At 38.1% G+C, this 16856-nt stretch carries 16 protein-coding genes and 1 pseudogene; 11 read left to right on the top strand and 6 right to left on the bottom strand.

Translation table 11 applies throughout. From position 1 onward, the window contains the following. Positions 1 to 329: 329 nt before the first annotated feature. The 3 genes from VB694_RS06650 to sufR all read right to left on the bottom strand — a co-directional run bounded on the left by VB694_RS06650 (position 330) and on the right by sufR (position 2381). A complete protein-coding gene (locus VB694_RS06650; RefSeq protein WP_323359526.1) occupies positions 330 to 797 on the bottom strand; it encodes a hypothetical protein in 468 nt (155 codons plus the stop codon). Between the two features lie 49 nt (positions 798 to 846). Beyond that, positions 847 to 1542 carry a hypothetical protein gene (locus VB694_RS06645; protein WP_323359525.1) on the bottom strand — a complete coding sequence of 232 codons (696 nt, stop codon included), beginning with the start codon at positions 1540 to 1542 and terminating at the stop codon, positions 847 to 849. 167 nt (positions 1543 to 1709) lie between these two features. Next, positions 1710 to 2381: an iron-sulfur cluster biosynthesis transcriptional regulator SufR gene (gene sufR / locus VB694_RS06640; RefSeq protein WP_323359524.1), complete on the bottom strand. Its 672-nt coding sequence runs from the start codon at positions 2379 to 2381 to the stop codon at positions 1710 to 1712. Between the two features lie 237 nt (positions 2382 to 2618). On the opposite strand from sufR, the gene sufB reads away from it, so the two are divergent. The 4 genes from sufB to VB694_RS06620 all read left to right on the top strand — a co-directional run bounded on the left by sufB (position 2619) and on the right by VB694_RS06620 (position 7669). Continuing rightward, complete coding sequence (gene sufB / locus VB694_RS06635; protein ID WP_323359523.1) at positions 2619 to 4058, top strand: Fe-S cluster assembly protein SufB; 1440 nt, start codon at positions 2619 to 2621, stop codon at positions 4056 to 4058. Positions 4059 to 4116: 58 nt separating this feature from the next. Further along, positions 4117 to 4902, top strand: coding sequence for a Fe-S cluster assembly ATPase SufC (gene sufC, locus VB694_RS06630; RefSeq protein ID WP_323359522.1), 786 nt, complete (start codon positions 4117 to 4119; stop codon positions 4900 to 4902). A gap of 2 nt (positions 4903 to 4904) precedes the next feature. Beyond that, on the top strand, positions 4905 to 6233 hold the full coding sequence (gene sufD / locus VB694_RS06625; protein ID WP_323359521.1) for a Fe-S cluster assembly protein SufD: 1329 nt from the start codon (positions 4905 to 4907) through the stop codon (positions 6231 to 6233). Positions 6234 to 6403: 170 nt separating this feature from the next. Further along, a complete protein-coding gene (locus VB694_RS06620; protein WP_323359520.1) occupies positions 6404 to 7669 on the top strand; it encodes a cysteine desulfurase in 1266 nt (421 codons plus the stop codon). A gap of 189 nt (positions 7670 to 7858) precedes the next feature. Here the strand turns inward: VB694_RS06620 and VB694_RS06615 are convergent, their stop codons facing one another. Then, entirely contained in the window at positions 7859 to 8539 is a 681-nt protein-coding gene (locus tag VB694_RS06615) for a hypothetical protein (RefSeq protein ID WP_323359519.1), read from the bottom strand. Positions 8540 to 8953: 414 nt separating this feature from the next. Here VB694_RS06615 and VB694_RS06610 point away from each other — a divergent pair, with 414 nt between their 5' ends. The 6 genes from VB694_RS06610 (at position 8954) to VB694_RS06585 (ending at position 13363) form a co-directional block, all read left to right on the top strand. Continuing rightward, positions 8954 to 9727 carry an SDR family oxidoreductase gene (locus VB694_RS06610; protein WP_323359518.1) on the top strand — a complete coding sequence of 258 codons (774 nt, stop codon included), beginning with the start codon at positions 8954 to 8956 and terminating at the stop codon, positions 9725 to 9727. A 29-nt stretch (positions 9728 to 9756) separates the two neighbouring features. Beyond that, positions 9757 to 10473 carry an SDR family oxidoreductase gene (locus VB694_RS06605; protein ID WP_323359517.1) on the top strand — a complete coding sequence of 239 codons (717 nt, stop codon included), beginning with the start codon at positions 9757 to 9759 and terminating at the stop codon, positions 10471 to 10473. A gap of 331 nt (positions 10474 to 10804) precedes the next feature. Continuing rightward, on the top strand, positions 10805 to 11404 hold the full coding sequence (locus VB694_RS06600; RefSeq protein ID WP_323359516.1) for a tRNA-(ms[2]io[6]A)-hydroxylase: 600 nt from the start codon (positions 10805 to 10807) through the stop codon (positions 11402 to 11404). Positions 11405 to 11617: 213 nt separating this feature from the next. Continuing rightward, complete coding sequence (locus VB694_RS06595) at positions 11618 to 12232, top strand: DUF2459 domain-containing protein (protein WP_323359515.1); 615 nt, start codon at positions 11618 to 11620, stop codon at positions 12230 to 12232. Between the two features lie 32 nt (positions 12233 to 12264). Then, complete coding sequence (locus VB694_RS06590; protein WP_323359514.1) at positions 12265 to 12618, top strand: phage holin family protein; 354 nt, start codon at positions 12265 to 12267, stop codon at positions 12616 to 12618. 46 nt (positions 12619 to 12664) lie between these two features. Further along, positions 12665 to 13363, top strand: a complete 699-nt coding sequence (locus tag VB694_RS06585; protein WP_323359513.1) for a superoxide dismutase — start codon at positions 12665 to 12667, stop codon at positions 13361 to 13363. Here VB694_RS06585 and VB694_RS06580 read toward each other — a convergent pair. Both VB694_RS06580 and VB694_RS06575 read right to left on the bottom strand, forming a co-directional pair. Continuing rightward, a pseudogene (locus VB694_RS06580) lies at positions 13298 to 13564 on the bottom strand (SDR family NAD(P)-dependent oxidoreductase); the annotation flags it as partial. The gene VB694_RS06585 and the pseudogene VB694_RS06580 sit on opposite strands and share 66 nt — an antisense overlap. 357 nt (positions 13565 to 13921) lie before the next feature. After that, positions 13922 to 15721, bottom strand: a complete 1800-nt coding sequence (locus VB694_RS06575; RefSeq protein WP_323359638.1) for an aspartate kinase — start codon at positions 15719 to 15721, stop codon at positions 13922 to 13924. Positions 15722 to 16238: 517 nt separating this feature from the next. On the opposite strand from VB694_RS06575, the gene rplI reads away from it, so the two are divergent. Then, positions 16239 to 16697: a 50S ribosomal protein L9 gene (gene rplI, locus VB694_RS06570; RefSeq protein ID WP_323359512.1), complete on the top strand. Its 459-nt coding sequence runs from the start codon at positions 16239 to 16241 to the stop codon at positions 16695 to 16697. Positions 16698 to 16856 lie beyond the last annotated feature (159 nt).

Raw genomic sequence — 16856 nt, 5'->3', positions numbered from 1 at the left:
TCAGAAATTAATTTAGTAACACTTTGCTTTTTTTAACATTTTGAGACAACACCGTAAACCATAATATCAGCAGTTAGAGAGTAGGAAAGAGATAAGAGCGAGCTGATGAAGAAGACCGGCTGCGTTTAAATTGTATTGGCACAATTGAAGATTTAGCACGTCAAAAAATTGAATTACAAGATGCTCAAATACTGACCTTTTATAGCGAAGATTTAGAAGTAGAGGGAATGGTTAAACATTCTCCAGAAGAGAATATTTGGGTTGCAGTGATTGATTGGGATAACATTAGACAAGTAGAAGATATATCTAAATTGATTAAAATATAAAAATTACCCCAAAATATCCGTCAACTTCTCCATCAAATCCTCCGCTAACTCCAACAACTCAACCTCATTAATAGAACTATTACCAGAAGCGCGACTATTTCCAGAAATCACAACATCACCAACTAAAAAATCCTTAGCTGCAAAAATCCGATCTTTCTCCGTTAATTGACTCAAACAATATTCCAAACCAGCAATAATTTCATCATGAGATTTATTCTGTAAACGTTTTCTTACCTCCACCGCAACCACATCATCACTTTCTAAGAAAGTAGTAATTTTCTCAATATAACCGGGTTCATCGTCATCATCTCCCCAAGTTTCTAACCAATCACCATCTATATCTTCAAAATATAAATCAGCCGCTTCTAACCCATATTTCATAATATCATCTTCTAATTGACGGGCTGATTCTAAATGCTGTAAAAACTGTTCTAGTCTTTTTTGACGTTCAGTAATTTCTTGGTTAATCATAATTACCTCTGTGAAAATTTTTGCTATACATAATCAAACTAACCAAACACTATAAATTTATTTTTTGATAAATACCATTATTCAGATTATCACTCTTATCTAGTGCTAAATTAACTATTTGATTGATAAAATCACTTTCACCAGGATTAAAACTTAAAAATAATCCTCTTGCTATTCCCCAAGAAATCAAAGTATTTTCCCAATCATCAGATTTTGCTTGTGTAAATTCTTGAGATTGGCTAGTTAGTTGAATACAAAGGGGTTGTTCTTGAATACTACTAACTATTATATCACTTGCCATAGATAAGTCTATAATATAGCGTTGTAAGGCTTGACCACCATTCAGTTTAATGACATCAGCAATCAAATTAATTAATTTTTCATCCTCCTGATTGAACTCACCAGACATTAATTTTTTTCTCCAAATATGAAATTTGGGGTCATTTTTACTTAACCATCTAGGAAACAATTCACCATACCAGTATCTTTCAGGAGGTGTCATTAATTCATAAACGTCTTGTCTTTCTGCTTCAGAAGTTAAACGTTTTATATCAAGTCTAATTTCTGTATCTCGAATAAATTGTTGTAAAAACAAAAGAACAAAACGTTTAGACATTAATGTACCAGGTTTAACATCTTTAATCCAGTTATTAATCTGATTTAACCTAATTGCTAAACTGGGATCTATGGTTGATGCTTCCTCAATTAATAATTTGAGTTGTTCCTTAATCTGTTGTGGATGCAAAATATATAGCTGAAAAATAATAAAAATCTTTATTTAGTTTAGATATTGTTAATAGTTTTGTAAAGTAACAATTTATTTAGTTAACACAAGTACATTTTAACGTAATTAAGCCATTATCCCGGAAATTGGTTTCCGGGTGGGTATAGAAGCATACAAATAACCCCTAATTAACTTTTCTCCACCAAATAACCACAACGATGTTCACCATGAATCAACCAGTGAGTCCGTTCCACAGTACAATCTGGGAGAATAGCCGCAAACATTTCCAATTCATGACCACAAACACTGGGAAAAGATTCCGCAACATCAGAAATAGCGCAGGTATGTTCCACAAAAATGAATCTTTCCGCACCACTAGCATCTGATTCCACAGCGTGAAACTCTGCCATAAAACCTTCAGCCTTTCGCAATTCTATCAAAGTTGCAACTCGTTCCTGCAAAGAACCAGTACCCACTTTTTCCCGATATTCTTGGGCTTTGCGTTCCCACTGTTTCCGTAAAATAGACTTTACTTGGTCACGTCCCACAGTTTCCGCTAAAGTGTCCAAGAGAGAAACCGCAAACTCGCCATAACCATCATTTAAGCGGTTAGCACTTTTTTGTAAATGTGATCTTCCCCCCCGACTCAAGTGATAAACGTGCTGCGGTCTGCCCATACTCGGCTGTTCTGATACTGAGTATATAACTAGCTCCTCCGTCTCTAAATCCTTTAAATGACGGCGAATCGCTTGGGGACTGACATCGAAAAAGTTCGCCAACTCAACAGCCGTTGCTTGTGAGTGCTTTAATAGATATTCGAGGATATCCTGCTTAGTTGAGGTCTGCTGGGTAGTCGCCATCTTCTTTACTAGACGCTTCGCAAACGTCCCAAAATAAAAAACTTTTTTTCTGAAAATTTAACTTAAACAACATTGTTGTTGTTAATCTATCGTACAATGAAAATAGATTAAACAACAGCCGAGTTGTTTTAGTCGTTAAACCTATTCTAGCAGTCCTGTTAGGAATCGGTAACACAAGACGGGAATTAGCTTTGTGCAACCCGTCGCCCGTCCTTTAAAGAGAACACAAGAGAAACGATGAGCGCATCTGTCACCACCTTAGTCAACCAACCTTATAAGTACGGCTTTGTTACCGATATTGAAGCCGATACTATCCCCCGTGGGTTAAGCGAAGACGTTGTTCGCCTGATTTCCACCAAAAAGAATGAGCCGGAATTCATGCTGGAATATCGCCTCCGAGCATATCACCAATGGCTGAAAATGACAGAACCAACTTGGTCTCATGTCCAATATCCGCCTATTAATTATCAGGATATTATTTATTATTCTGCACCGAAACAAAAGAAAGCCAAACTCAACAGTTTAGATGAAGTTGATCCGACTTTATTGGAAACCTTCGCAAAATTAGGTATTCCTTTAAATGAACAAAAGCGATTAACTAATGTTGCTGTTGATGCGATTTTTGATAGTGTTTCTGTCGCCACTACATATAAAGAAAAACTGGCTAAAGAAGGCGTAATCTTCTGTTCTTTTTCGGAAGCTATGCAAGAACACCCAGAATTGATTAAAAAATATTTAGGTAGCGTTGTTCCCATTGCTGATAATTATTTCGCAGCTTTAAATGCGGCGGTATTTAGTGATGGTTCGTTCGTTTATATTCCCAAGGGACTAAAATGTCCGATGGAATTGTCTACCTATTTCCGCATTAACTCCGGCGATACAGGACAGTTTGAACGGACTTTAATTGTCGCCGACGAAGGAAGTTATGTTTCTTATCTGGAAGGTTGTACAGCACCCATGTACGACAGCAACCAATTACACGCGGCGGTTGTGGAATTGGTGGCTTTAGATAATGCGGAAATTAAATATTCTACTGTGCAGAACTGGTACGCTGGTGATGTTAATGGTAAAGGCGGAATTTATAACTTTGTGACTAAACGTGGTTTATGTCAAGGTGTCAATTCTAAGATTTCTTGGACTCAAGTAGAAACGGGTTCAGCTATTACTTGGAAGTATCCTAGTTGCGTTTTGGTTGGTGATAATTCTGTGGGTGAATTTTATTCGGTTGCATTAACAAATAATATGCAGCAAGCCGATACTGGTAGTAAGATGATTCACGTTGGTAAAAATACCCGCAGTACAATTATTTCTAAGGGAATTTCTGCTGGTAAGTCTAGTAATAGTTACCGGGGTTTGGTGAAGATTAATCCTACTGCTAAGGGTGCGAGAAATTATTCTCAATGTGATTCGATGTTAATTGGTGATAATGCTCAAGCTAATACTTTTCCCTATATTCAAGTTCAGAATAATACGGGGAAGGTTGAGCATGAGGCTTCTACTTCTAAAATTGGTGAAGATCAATTGTTCTTTTTTGCTCAACGTGGTATTTCTTCGGAAGATGCTATTTCTATGATGATTAGCGGTTTCTGTAAGGATGTTTTTAATCAGCTTCCTATGGAGTTTGCTGTTGAGGCTGATAAGTTGTTGAGTCTGAAGTTGGAAGGTAGTGTGGGTTAAGAAGAACGAACCGCAGAGACGCAGAGTACGCAGAGTAAAGAGAATAAAGAGAGAGAACATGATTATTGAGAATAGTGGTTTGATTTTGTCGGTTAAGGGTTTGACTGCTGATGTTGATGGAACTCCAATTTTAAAGGGTTTGAATTTGGAGGTTCGCGCTGGGGAAGTTCACGCAATTATGGGACCAAATGGTTCTGGGAAGAGTACGTTTTCTAAGGTTTTGGCGGGACACCCTGCTTATTCTGTTACTGGTGGTGAGGTGGTTTTCCAAGGACAAAATCTTTTGGAAATGGAAGCAGCAGATAGGGCTAGAAATGGTGTATTTTTAGCTTTTCAATATCCTCTAGAAATTCCTGGTGTGAGTAATTTGGATTTTCTGCGGGTGGCTTATAATTCTCGTCGCAAAGCTCAAGGTTTGGAAGAGGTTGACGCTTTCGATTTTGATGATTTGGTTGAGGAAAAGTTGGATGTTGTGAAGATGAATTCTTCTTTTCTTAACCGCAGTGTGAATGAGGGTTTTTCTGGTGGTGAGAAAAAGCGGAATGAAATTCTGCAAATGGCTATTTTAGAACCTAAGTTAGCTATTTTAGATGAAACTGATTCAGGTTTGGATATTGATGCTCTGAAAATTGTGGCTAATGGAGTTAATCAGTTAACTAATGCTGAAAATGCGACAATTATGATTACTCATTATCAGCGTCTTTTAGATTATATTGTTCCTGATTTTGTTCACGTTATGGCGCAGGGACAAATTATTAGAAGTGGTGGTAAGGAGTTGGCGTTGGAGTTAGAATCTCGCGGTTATGATTGGGTTCTGGAAGAAGCTTTGGGAGTGGGTGTATAATAATGAATACTCCAGTTTCTCTTACTTCTATTCCTGATTCTCTATTAGATAGAGATGGTTTTTTAAGTGATTTGTTAAGTCGGGTAACTACCAGAAAATCAGATGGTTGGTTACAAGATTTGCGCGACGGTGCTGCTAATTGGGTGCGTCATTCTGTTATCCCTAATACCCGCGAGGAGGAATGGCGATTTACTGATTTATCACCACTCAAACAGGTAGAATTTAATTTAGGGACGTTTAATGAAACGTCTGTTGAAGATTTTGTTTTACCTGAAGTTTCTGTGCGGTTAGTTTTTGTAAATGGTGTTTATGCACCTGGTTTATCTAATACTGAAAATTTACCTGCTGGTTTGAAAGTTGGTAATTTGGATGTTTTACCTGGTGAGGTTGTTCGGGAATATTTAGCGCAAGCTGAAGGTGAGAAGGAGGTTTTTACTGCTCTGAATACTGCGGCTTTAAATGATGTCGCGGTGGTATGGGTTGGTAAAAATGTGGTGGTTGAAAACCCAATTCATCTATTATTTGTTTCTGTGTCGGGTGAGTCTGCAATTATTTCTCAACCTCGTTGTTTGGTAGTAGCGGAATGTGGTTCTCAGGTATGTTTAATTGAAGAGTATACGAACCGCAGAGGCGCAGAGAACGCAGAGGAAGAGGTTTATTTTACTAATGGTGTGACGGAAATTTGGGTAAATGAAAATGCTCAAGTGAGTCACAATAGAATTGTGCGGGAAGGTGCTGCGGCTTTTCATATTGGAAAAACTGCTGTTACTCAGGCGCGATATAGTCGTTATAGTTGTAATGCGGTGACTGTTGGGGGGAGAATCTCTCGTCACAATTTGGAGATTTTGCAAACTGGTGAACAAACGGAAACGACGCTGAATGGTTTGACTGTTATTGCTGATAGTCAGTTGGCTGATACTCACAGTGCTTTGTCTTTAAATCATCCTCATGGTGTGAGTAAACAGTTACATAAGTGCATTATAGGCGATCGCGCTCATGGTGTCTTCAATGGTAAGGTTTTTGTTCCTAAACTGGCGCAGTTAACTGACGCATCTCAATTAAACCGCAATTTGCTGTTATCATCTAAGTCGAGAATTGACACCAAACCTCAATTAGAAATCACGGCTGATAATGTTAAATGCGCTCATGGTGCTACTGTCAGTCAGTTGGAGGATAATGAAATATTCTATCTGCAAAGTCGCGGTATTGATGAAAATGATGCCCGGAAGTTATTAGTTAATGCTTTCGCAACGGAAATTATTAACTTTATCCCTGTTGCTTCTTTGCGAGAAAGTTTGTTGAGAACTGTTACAAGTCTCACGAATAAATAGCCTTGGCGATTAGAAAGGCGATTAGAAATCGCGGTTATACAAACGAAGTCCACCTTCGTGGACTAAAATTCAAGTTTTTCAACCCACGAAGGTGGGTTTCGCCTGTGTAGCTGCGGTTTCTAACCGCCCGGTGTAATTAAACCTAAAAACTCCTGAAATCTTTATTAAAAATGACCTTCACTTCTACCAAATCTCTCGGTGATAAAGTTCGCGCTGACTTCCCAATTTTACATCAGGAAGTTCACGGTAAACCCCTGGTTTATCTCGATAATGCGGCTACTTCTCAGAAGCCTTTAGTTGTATTAAATGCTTGGCGTGATTATTACGAACAATATAATTCTAATGTTCACCGTGGCGCACATTCTCTAAGTGCAAAAGCGACAGATGCTTATGAAGCCGCACGGGATAAAATTGCTAAATTTATTAATGCGAAATCACGCCAAGAAATTGTTTACACCCGGAACGCTAGTGAAGCAATTAACCTAGTTGCTTACAGTTGGGGAATGAGCAATTTACAGCCAGGAGATGAAATTATTCTCTCGGTAATGGAACATCATAGTAATATTGTTCCTTGGCAATTTGTCGCCCAAAAAACAGGTGCAATATTAAAGTTTGTGGAATTGACGACCGAAGAAACTTTTGATTTGGAACAGTTTAAAACTCTGATTTCTGACAAAACAAAATTGGTGTCTATCGTTCATGTTTCTAATACTTTGGGTTGTATAAATCCAGTTAAAGAAATAGCCGAAATTGCTCACAAATCCGGTGCAAAATTCTTACTTGATGCTTGTCAAAGTGTTCCCCATACTCCTATTGATGTTCAAGAAATTGACTGTGATTGGTTAGTAGCTTCTGGACATAAAATGTGCGCTCCTACAGGCATTGGCTTTTTATATGGTAAGCTGGAATTACTAGAAGCAATGCCGCCATTTTTCGGTGGTGGTGAGATGATTGCAGAGGTATTTTTAGACCATTCCACCTATGCAGAATTACCCCATAAATTTGAAGCGGGTACTCCGGCTATTGGGGAAGCGATCGCACTTGGTGCAGCCATAGATTATCTTACTAATATCGGTATGGATCAAATCCATGCTTATGAAGCCGAGTTAACTGCCTATTTATTCGAGCAATTAGCGCAAATACCCCAAATCAGAATCTACGGACCAAAACCTAATGCTCAAGGGGAAGGTAGAGCCGCATTAGCCGCTTTTACAGCAGAGGGTGTCCACGCTAATGATTTAGCAACTTTGTTAGATCAAGAAGGTGTGGCGATTCGTTCTGGACATCATTGTACTCAACCATTACACCGTCATTTAAGTTTAGCAGGAACTGCACGGGCAAGTTTATCTTTTTACAATACCCGCGAAGAAATTGATATTTTCATCAAGGCTTTAAAGGAAACATTGGACTTTTTTGCGGGTGTGTTTGCTGAATAAATTCTGAAATCAATTCCGGCTGAACAAGGAACGGTTCTATATAACGTTAGCGGGGAAACCTTTGAAGCCTGAGAATAGCTGGTTACAAATGATGACGATATCCCATTTTAGATAAAAAACTACCCTACTCCAAATAACAGCAATAAGGTAGTTTTTTTAGCAATAATATTGCCAATTTACGAGTGTGACTTAATTGCTTATGATTGATTTATAAGCTATTTTTCTCATGAGAATTTTATATCCGATAAAAAGTGACGCCCCAAAAAATATAATTGATTGATTTGCTCCTTCCCATGGAACTGGGGTTGGGGTTGGTGCTACTGTACCTAATGTCAGAGGAAATGAGCTGTCTGTAACTGCTAGAGTACCTGAACTGAGACTACCAAACACGAACGCAGGATTAGCATCGGAGCCAAACAAGACACGACTTGATGTACTAGTGCTTGTAAATAACAAGTAATTTGACCCTGCGCCAGATGCACCTGAGGTACTTATCTTTATATCTGCCGAACTTACATTTATGAAGTATGATGCCAGTGTATTAACAATGTTAAGGCTTGAAGCATTTAATGCATCTGAAACACCATTGATATTCAAGGTTAAATTTACACCTGTAAAAGGAGATGATTGATTTCCATTATTTCTAGTGTAATTACCTACGGGAATATCTACCGTACCTGTTAGTGTTGCTACGTTACCATTACCAGCGAAACTGCCAGTCCATGATTGATTTACATTGAAGGTTAGTGCTTTAGAAGGAGTAGCACTAGCTAGAATAGCAGCAGTACCTATGATCAAAGGAAGAATGTTTTTCATCAATGTTAATTTTATACAGCTAAGTATCTTAACTATCTTCACATTAAACATCATAAAAGAACATCCGTATCAGTAATTTTATTTTATACATATTGAGGCAACTAAGTCAGGGATACTGCCATGAGAGAAAAAATATAGTAGTGTTTAAGTATGAGTCCAGAAGAAAAATATCAAAAAATAGAGAGATCAGAACAAGAAAATCCGACACTACTTTTTAGTTTCAACAGTATCTACTAAATTAAATCTTATCTTTTTTGAGTACATAAAGTCAATAACTATTGATCATTGTTAAAAATAGGAGAATATACTAAATATCCAATAACCCATATCGTTTTTGCAAAGCTAATAACTTCGATCTGGGTATGAACGATTGCTATAGCTGATCACTTAGATAAAAAATGCTAAATGTCCATCATTCTTAGCCTCTACGTGATATAAAAAAATAGATAACGATAGATACTATTAAAAATGATATCTTTAAACACTCAAACTGTATTAATCACTGGTGCAAGTAGCGGAATTGGTGCTGCTTGTGCTAAAGTCTTTGCGCGTGAAAATGCCAAACTAATTTTAGCAGCGCGACGCTTAGAAAAGTTGGAGGAAAAAGCAAGAGAACTTAATCAATTATATGGTGTAGAAATTCATTTACTCCAGTTAGATGTGTGCGATCGCTCATCCGTTGAATCTGCTATAAATAATTTACCCATCGAATGGTCAGAAATTGACATTTTAATCAACAACGCTGGTTTAAGTCGCGGTTTAGATAAACTGCATGAAGGTGACTTCCAAGACTGGGAAGAAATGATTGATACTAATATCAAAGGTTTACTCTACCTTACCCGCTACGTCGTCCCCGGTATGGTTGCGCGTGGTCATGGTCATGTTATTAATATCGGTTCTATTGCTGGACATCAAACTTACCCCGGTGGTAATGTTTATTGTGGCACAAAAGCCGCAGTTAAAGCCATTACTGAAGGCTTAAAACAAGATTTGTTAGGTACTCCCATCCGTGTGACTTCCGTTGACCCCGGTATGGTGGAAACAGAATTTAGTGAAGTCCGCTTTCATGGGGATACAGAACGAGCAAAAAAAGTTTATCAAGGTGTTACTCCCCTTACTGCTGATGATGTCGCTGATGTTGTATTTTTCTGTGCTACCAGACCTGCTCACGTTAATATTAATGAAATCATCCTCATGCCAGTTGATCAAGCTAGTGCAACTTTAGTAAATAGAAAGTTGTAAATAACCTCTCTATTCAGGAGAAAATTAGCATGAACAGCACCAAAAAATTAGCTGTTGTTACTGGTGCAAATCGCGGTTTAGGATTTGAAGCATCTCGGCAATTAGCTAAAATGGGATATCATGTAATTCTCACCAGTCGAGATGAAGCAAAAGGTCAAAAAGCAACGCAAATTTTACAAAATGAAGGATTAAATATCACATTTCATCCTTTAGATGTTACCAGTGATCAAAGTTGCCAAAAATTAGCAAATTTCATTCAAAAAGAATTTGGTAAACTCGATGTTTTAATAAATAATGCAGGTATTTTGCTAGATTCAAGAGATGAAGGAAATAGCATTTTTGATACTCAGATAGAAACATTGCAAAAAACAATGGAAACAAATGTTTATGGTGTGTTTCGAGTCACTAAGGCGTTAATTCCCTTAATGAAAGCTCAAAATTATGGACGAATTGTGAATGTTTCTTCTGGGATGGGACAATTAACCGATATGGAAGGTGGTTATCCTGGATATCGTCTTTCCAAAACTGCGTTAAATGCTCTCACTCGCATTTTAGCAAATGAATTGCAAACCAATAACATTTTAGTGAATTCCGTTTGTCCTGGGTGGGTAAAAACTGATATGGGAAGTTCAGCAGCACCCCGTACCCTAGAAGAAGGAGTTGATACTATTGTTTGGTTAGCGACTCTTTCCGATGGAAGTGCTACGGGTAACTTTTTTAGAGATCGTCAACCAATAGCTTGGTAATTTGGTAATTTGGTAATAGGTAATTGGTAAAGAAATTAATCTAAAATACAGCAGAATTCAGGAGTCAGGAGTAAAACTGGCTTTGTGTATAGGTTTCAATTTTGATTCTTTACCTCATTGATCTGCAATCTACAATATAGAGTGGATGATTACCTCATATCAATTTACATTGAAGTTGTATAGAGTCAAATATCAATAATAATTGACCGCAGATAAACGCAGATGAACACAGATAAAGGCGGATAAATTAATTGATTTTCTGATTTTGTACAGCATCAGATAAAATTGGTATAATAGGTACTAATTTCTTATCAATTACCAATTACCAATTGTGCTAAGTTCACCTTTACCAACTATTAACGCTCTCAAACAACCTACCAGTGATGCTTGGATAGAACAAGCGATCGCAAATTTAGATATTATTTTACTTGATCATTCCCACTGTGAACGCAAAGCCGCAGGTGTAGCCTTAAATTTTATGTTTCGTTACCCTTCTAATACTAAAATGGTAAGAGAATTAACAGCGATCGCTCGTGAAGAACTAGAACATTTTGAACTCGTCAACCAATGGCTAGAACGTCGTAATATTCCCCTCGCAGCACTATCAGCACCTCCTTACGGTTCAAGTTTAAAAGCACAAGTCAGAAAAAAAGAACCAGAGCAATTTTTAGATAATTTATTAGTTACTGGTTTAATTGAAGCACGCAGTCACGAACGTTTAGGACTTTTAGCAGCGAACTGTCCAGAACCAGAATTAGCTAAATTTTATCGCGGTTTAATGTCATCAGAAGCGCGACATTTTGGCACTTATTGGGTTTTAGCAGATACCTATTTTGACCGAGAAAAAGTTATGCAAAGACTGGATGAATTAGCAATTGTAGAAAGTGAAATCTTAGCAACTTTACACCCAGAACCACGAATTCATAGTTAGATTCATTTAGTAATTCTAAGTGCTAAATTACCAGCAAATATTCTGACTTCTGTACGGGTTTAGCAATGCTGAACCTGACTAACTCCTAAATCCTTACAAATATTCTACCATTAGACATAGTTTAAATCTACCAATAGATAGTTTTAAAACCTGCCAAATTAAGTTAACATTAAAATAATTATTCTGCCAAAATTCAGAGAAATTAGTGCAGCCATGCGGTTACGCCGAATTGCACTATTTACATTAGCATTTGTTACTTCTATTGGGCTAATTTGGATTTTTACTCCCCCACTGATCATACCTCCCAAGAAGCCAGCAGGAGCAGTTTTTGTCTACGTTCTTAACCTTGGTTTGCATTCAGAACTCGTTTTACCTCATAGTCAAGGAGGGTTAATCTTATATGCTTATGGAGATTGGAATTATTTTGCACTAAATCAGCAAAAATTAAGCGATGGCTTGGCTGCACTTTTAATACCAACTCAAGGCACAATTGGAAAACGCAAATTTAGGAATATTGACCATTTGCAACAAATTGCAGTAGAAAAAAATGCTAATTTATTAAGTCTAAGAGTAGCGGAATCTCAAGCCATAGAATTAGCCAAATCATTAGAGGAACGCTTTATGAGAAATATCAGCACGCGCATTGAAAATACTCAAACTGGGCTAACTTTAGTCCAAGATGATCAAGATTATACCATTTTATCTAATAGTAATCATGAATTAGTCGCCTGGTTAGAAGAATTAGGCTGTCAAGTCAAAGGTTTTGTAATGTTGTCTAATTTTCGCGTTAAACAAAATATCCCAAATTATCACAATTATAACTCCTAAATTCTGACCTATTAAAAAAAAGAGAAATAATTATGACCGGACTTATTCTTACATGGCTAGTTACTGCTGTGAGCTTTTTGATTATTTCTAAACTGCCATTTTTGGGCATTGAAATAGATGATTTTGGTATAGCGGCTATTACCGCCGTAGTTTTTGGGATTTTGAATGCTATTTTGCTGCCAATTTTGACCTTTTTTACCTTACCAGTAATTATTCTCACTATCGGCTTATTCTTTTTTATCTTGAATGCCATAATCTTTGCTTTAGCAGCTGCAATAGTACCAGGTTTTAGGTTACGGTATGGCTTTTGGAGTGCTTTACTAGGTTCAATTACTCTCACAATTATCAACTCAATTCTTTTAAGACTTGTAGCCCCAATTGCATGAATTAAGAAATAGTAATTTTAGTAATTTTACTCTAGTTAAATCCATCATGAAAACATTGTTTTTGAAACCATTTATTTGGTTTTGTACAGGATTTTTCTTAGTATTTACCCTATTTGCTTGTCAACCTCAACAGGTAGTAGAGTTACCAGAAATTCCCACCGCAACACCCGTACAAATAACCACACCTGTAACTGATACACGCCCCGTAGGTTATCTTGATCGCCCACTGAGTACAAATCCCGCCGAATTACCCCCACTACCTTATGCTGAGAACGCATTAGAAAAAGCCATTGATGCAGAAACAATGAAACTGCATCATGATGGACATCATGCAGCTTATGTAAATAACCTCAATGATGCTTTAAGAAATCAACCGAATCTACAAAATAGAAGTGTAGAAGCATTACTGCGTGACTTAAATAGTGTTCCTGAAGATATTCGCAGAACAGTACGTAACAATGGCGGTGGTCATCTCAACCATACGATTTTTTGGCAAATAATGAGTCCTCAAGGTGGTAGACAACCAACAGGAGAAATTGCCCAAGAAATTAACCAAACCTTTGGCAGTTTTGAGCAATTTAGAAACCAATTTAATCAAGCAGGAGGCGATCGCTTTGGTAGCGGTTGGGTGTGGTTAGTGAGAAACCCTCAAGGACAATTACAAATTACCACTACACCATTTTTCAATTACAGTATTTACCATCTGGATAATATCTTCTTCCTGGGAAATATCACCCTGCACTAACAGCGACTTGACACCACAATTTTCGATATCTGCACAAGCTTTTTGTAAGGCCATTTCTTTGGTATCTTCTGCACCGACTGGACTTTTGCGGTAATTAATGGCAATATTACAACCTTCTTGTGCCAGTCTAACAGCGATCGCTTGTCCAATTCCTGAACTTGCACCAGTAATCAGGGTGTTTTTGCCTTTTAATCCATTCATGATTGATAATCTATTTTTGATTTGTTCAATATTAGAAGTCTGGAAAATTCAATTTAAAAAAGGTTACTAAAAGTTTTAAAACGAACCGCAGAGGACACAGAGGACACAGAGAAATAAGATGAAACGGAGTTTTTTGAGTAAGTGTTTTGTATACTAGCTAGGCTACATAATTTTATGATGACGATCTTCCATCAAAAGGCATATTAAATATATATTTCTATAGACTTATTCTAATTTTATGTAAGGCTGCACAGAATTCTGAAATTCAATGATTGATCCATCTTTATCTGTGTTTATCTGGGCATTTTATAGAAATATCAAATCCCCGATTTATTTAATAAATCGGGGATCTATTTGTTATGCAGGTACTACAAATTTTTCACTCCCAGCTAAACCAAAAGCTGCATGAATAACTTGCAAAGCTTTCACACCTTCATCCTGTCCTACAACACAGCTAATTTTAATTTCTGAAGTTGCAATCATTTGGATGTTAATTTGATTTTGAGCTAAAGCTGTAAACATTTTCGCTGCAATACCTGGGTGTCCTACCATCCCCGAACCAACTATACTGACTTTTGCGATCGCACTATCCAAAACTACCTCACCCCATCCTAACTGATCCGCTACTTGGGTTAATTGCCGCTGGGCGTTTTCTGCATCCATCCTCGCTACAGTAAAAGCAATATCCCGACGCGCTACACCATCAACCACCCGACAGCGTTGTGATTGAATAATCATATCTACACTGATATTATATTCTGCCAATAAACCAAACAATTTCGCGGACATCCCTGGTTGATCTGGAACTTGGCGAATCGCCAACCGGGCTTGATTCATGTCTAAAGCGACACCACGCACTGCGGGAGATTCGGGAGGAGGTGAACTGAGGACAGCAGGAGAAGCAGTGATTTCAAATGCGTTACAAAGGGCAGAAATCGCGCGATCGCAATCATTAGCCTCTATCAAACAACTGACTTTAACTTCACTGGTAGAAATCATTTGAATATTCACACCAGCCTCCGCTAATGTAGCAAACATCTTGGCTGCAACCCCAGGACGGCCAATCATTCCCGCGCCAGAAATACTGACTTTTGCAGTATCACTTTCTACTAAAACTTCAGCCTCATCGGAATTAGGTTGATTTCTCAAAGCTGGTGCGATCGCTGATGCTACCGCTTCCGCCCTTTTTAATATTGGTGTATTTACGGTAAAAGCAATATCATTAGTATTACCTTCATGAATTGACTGAATAATCAAATCCACATCAACATTTTGCCGGGAAATCTCCCCAAATAACCGCGCTGCTACCCCTGGTTTATCTGGTACACGCAATAAAGATATCTTAGTCTGGTCTATGTCAAATTCTACCGCATCCACAGAACGAGCCAATTCTAAATTGACTAACGCCCGTTCTTGCACTTTTGGCGATGTCACCCAAGTTCCCGGCTGATCCGTCCAACTGGATCTTACCACCAAAGGAACGCCATAATTTTTAGCAATTTCCACCGCACGAGGATGTAACACCTTAGCGCCTAAACTAGCTAATTCCAGCATTTCATCACAGGTAATTTCTGTGATTAGCTGGGCTTCCGGGACAAGGCGCGGATCTGTAGTTAAAATCCCTGGTACGTCTGTATAAATTTCACAGAAATTTGCACCTAAAGCTGCTGCTAAAGCCACCGCAGAAGTGTCAGAACCACCACGTCCCAAAGTGGTAATTTCCATTTCTCTGGTGCTAGATATTCCTTGAAACCCAGCCACAACAACCACTTTGCCTAAGTTAATCTGCGTCATCACGCGTTCTGTTTCAATATGCAAAATCCGAGCGCGGGTATGTTCAGCTTCGGTAACAATTCCAACTTGAGCGCCAGTCATGGAAATAGCAGGTTGTCCAATTTCCTGCAAAGCCATACTCAGTAAAGCAATGGTGACTTGCTCCCCAGTAGAAAGCAGCATATCCATTTCCCGACGGTTAGGAGTTTTAGAGATTTCATTAGCTAGTTTAACGAGTCCGTCGGTGGTTTTTCCCATTGCGGAAACAACGACAACAACGGAATTTCCTGCTTTGACAGTTTTATCAACCCGTTGTGCAACCGCTTGGATACGTTCAACAGAACCAACAGATGTACCACCGTATTTCTGAACTAGGAGCGCCATAAATGTAGATGTTTTAATATTCAAATTGTGTTAGCTGTTATCAACACCTCCGTCGGGAAGCCTTGAAACCTGAGCAATTATTTCAGATTACTAAAATATCAGAATCAGCGAACCACAAACCGGGATTTATATTTTCAAATTGATTTAAGTTGACAACTTTGACAAAAACGCAAGGATCGAAATCAGAAAGTTAACCGTATTTGAACCTATTTTATGGCTGTTTTTAACCCATTTATATCCTAAATATAGTTATTGTGACTTGGCGAGTCTGTGAATGTAGAATCCCCGTCTCTTTAGAGCAGGGCGTGTCAATGACATCCTGCATCTTTTTTGCTGTTGCTTCCATCTACGAATAATCAAATATTGTTAGAACTTTAGTGTTGCGAATTCCCCCCATAATTAGCTATAATATTTAGTCTTTGGGATATATTCAAAGTCGCTCAAGGTCAAGCTACACTTTTGTAAGCTATCCTGCTGACACCCAAGTTAATAGATTTTACAGGAAAAAAGAAAAACAATGGCGAAAAGAGTGCAGTTAGTTTTAACAAAAGATGTGAGCAAGCTGGGAAAATCCGGCGACTTAGTAGATGTAGCACCCGGCTATGCTCGTAATTACCTAATTCCCCAGAGTTTAGCGGCTCATGCTACTCCTGGTATTCTCAGACAAGTAGAACGTCGTCGTGAACAAGAACGTCAACGCCAACTAGAACTCCAACAGCAAGCACTAGAGCAAAAAGCAGCCCTAGAAAAAGTTGGTAGCTTGAAAATTGCCAAGTCAGTAGGTGAAAACGAAGCTATTTTTGGTACAGTCACCACCCAAGATGTAGCAGAAGCAATTCAAGCCGCTACCAGTCAAGAAATTGATCGCCGTGGTATTACTATCCCTGATATTAATCACCTGGGTACATACAAAGCCGAAATTAAGCTACATTCTGAAGTAACAGCACAAATTGATATCGAAGTTGTTGCCAGCTAAGTCAGGTGACAGGTGACAGGTAACAGGTGGCAGGTAAGAGAGTTATAGGGTGATGAAGAGAATGACGTATTGCCTTGTGCCTTTTACCTTGTGCCTTTTACCTCCTAACTACCAAGTTAAGCTAATATTTAAAACCTGTATTTAAAACCTGTATTTATT

Origin of the sequence: Anabaena sp. UHCC 0451 (assembly GCF_034931405.1) — a bacterium.
GTDB lineage: Bacteria > Cyanobacteriota > Cyanobacteriia > Cyanobacteriales > Nostocaceae > RDYJ01.
Note: the sequence above shows the minus strand (reverse complement) of the source record. Positions and strands in the feature narration are given on the sequence as shown.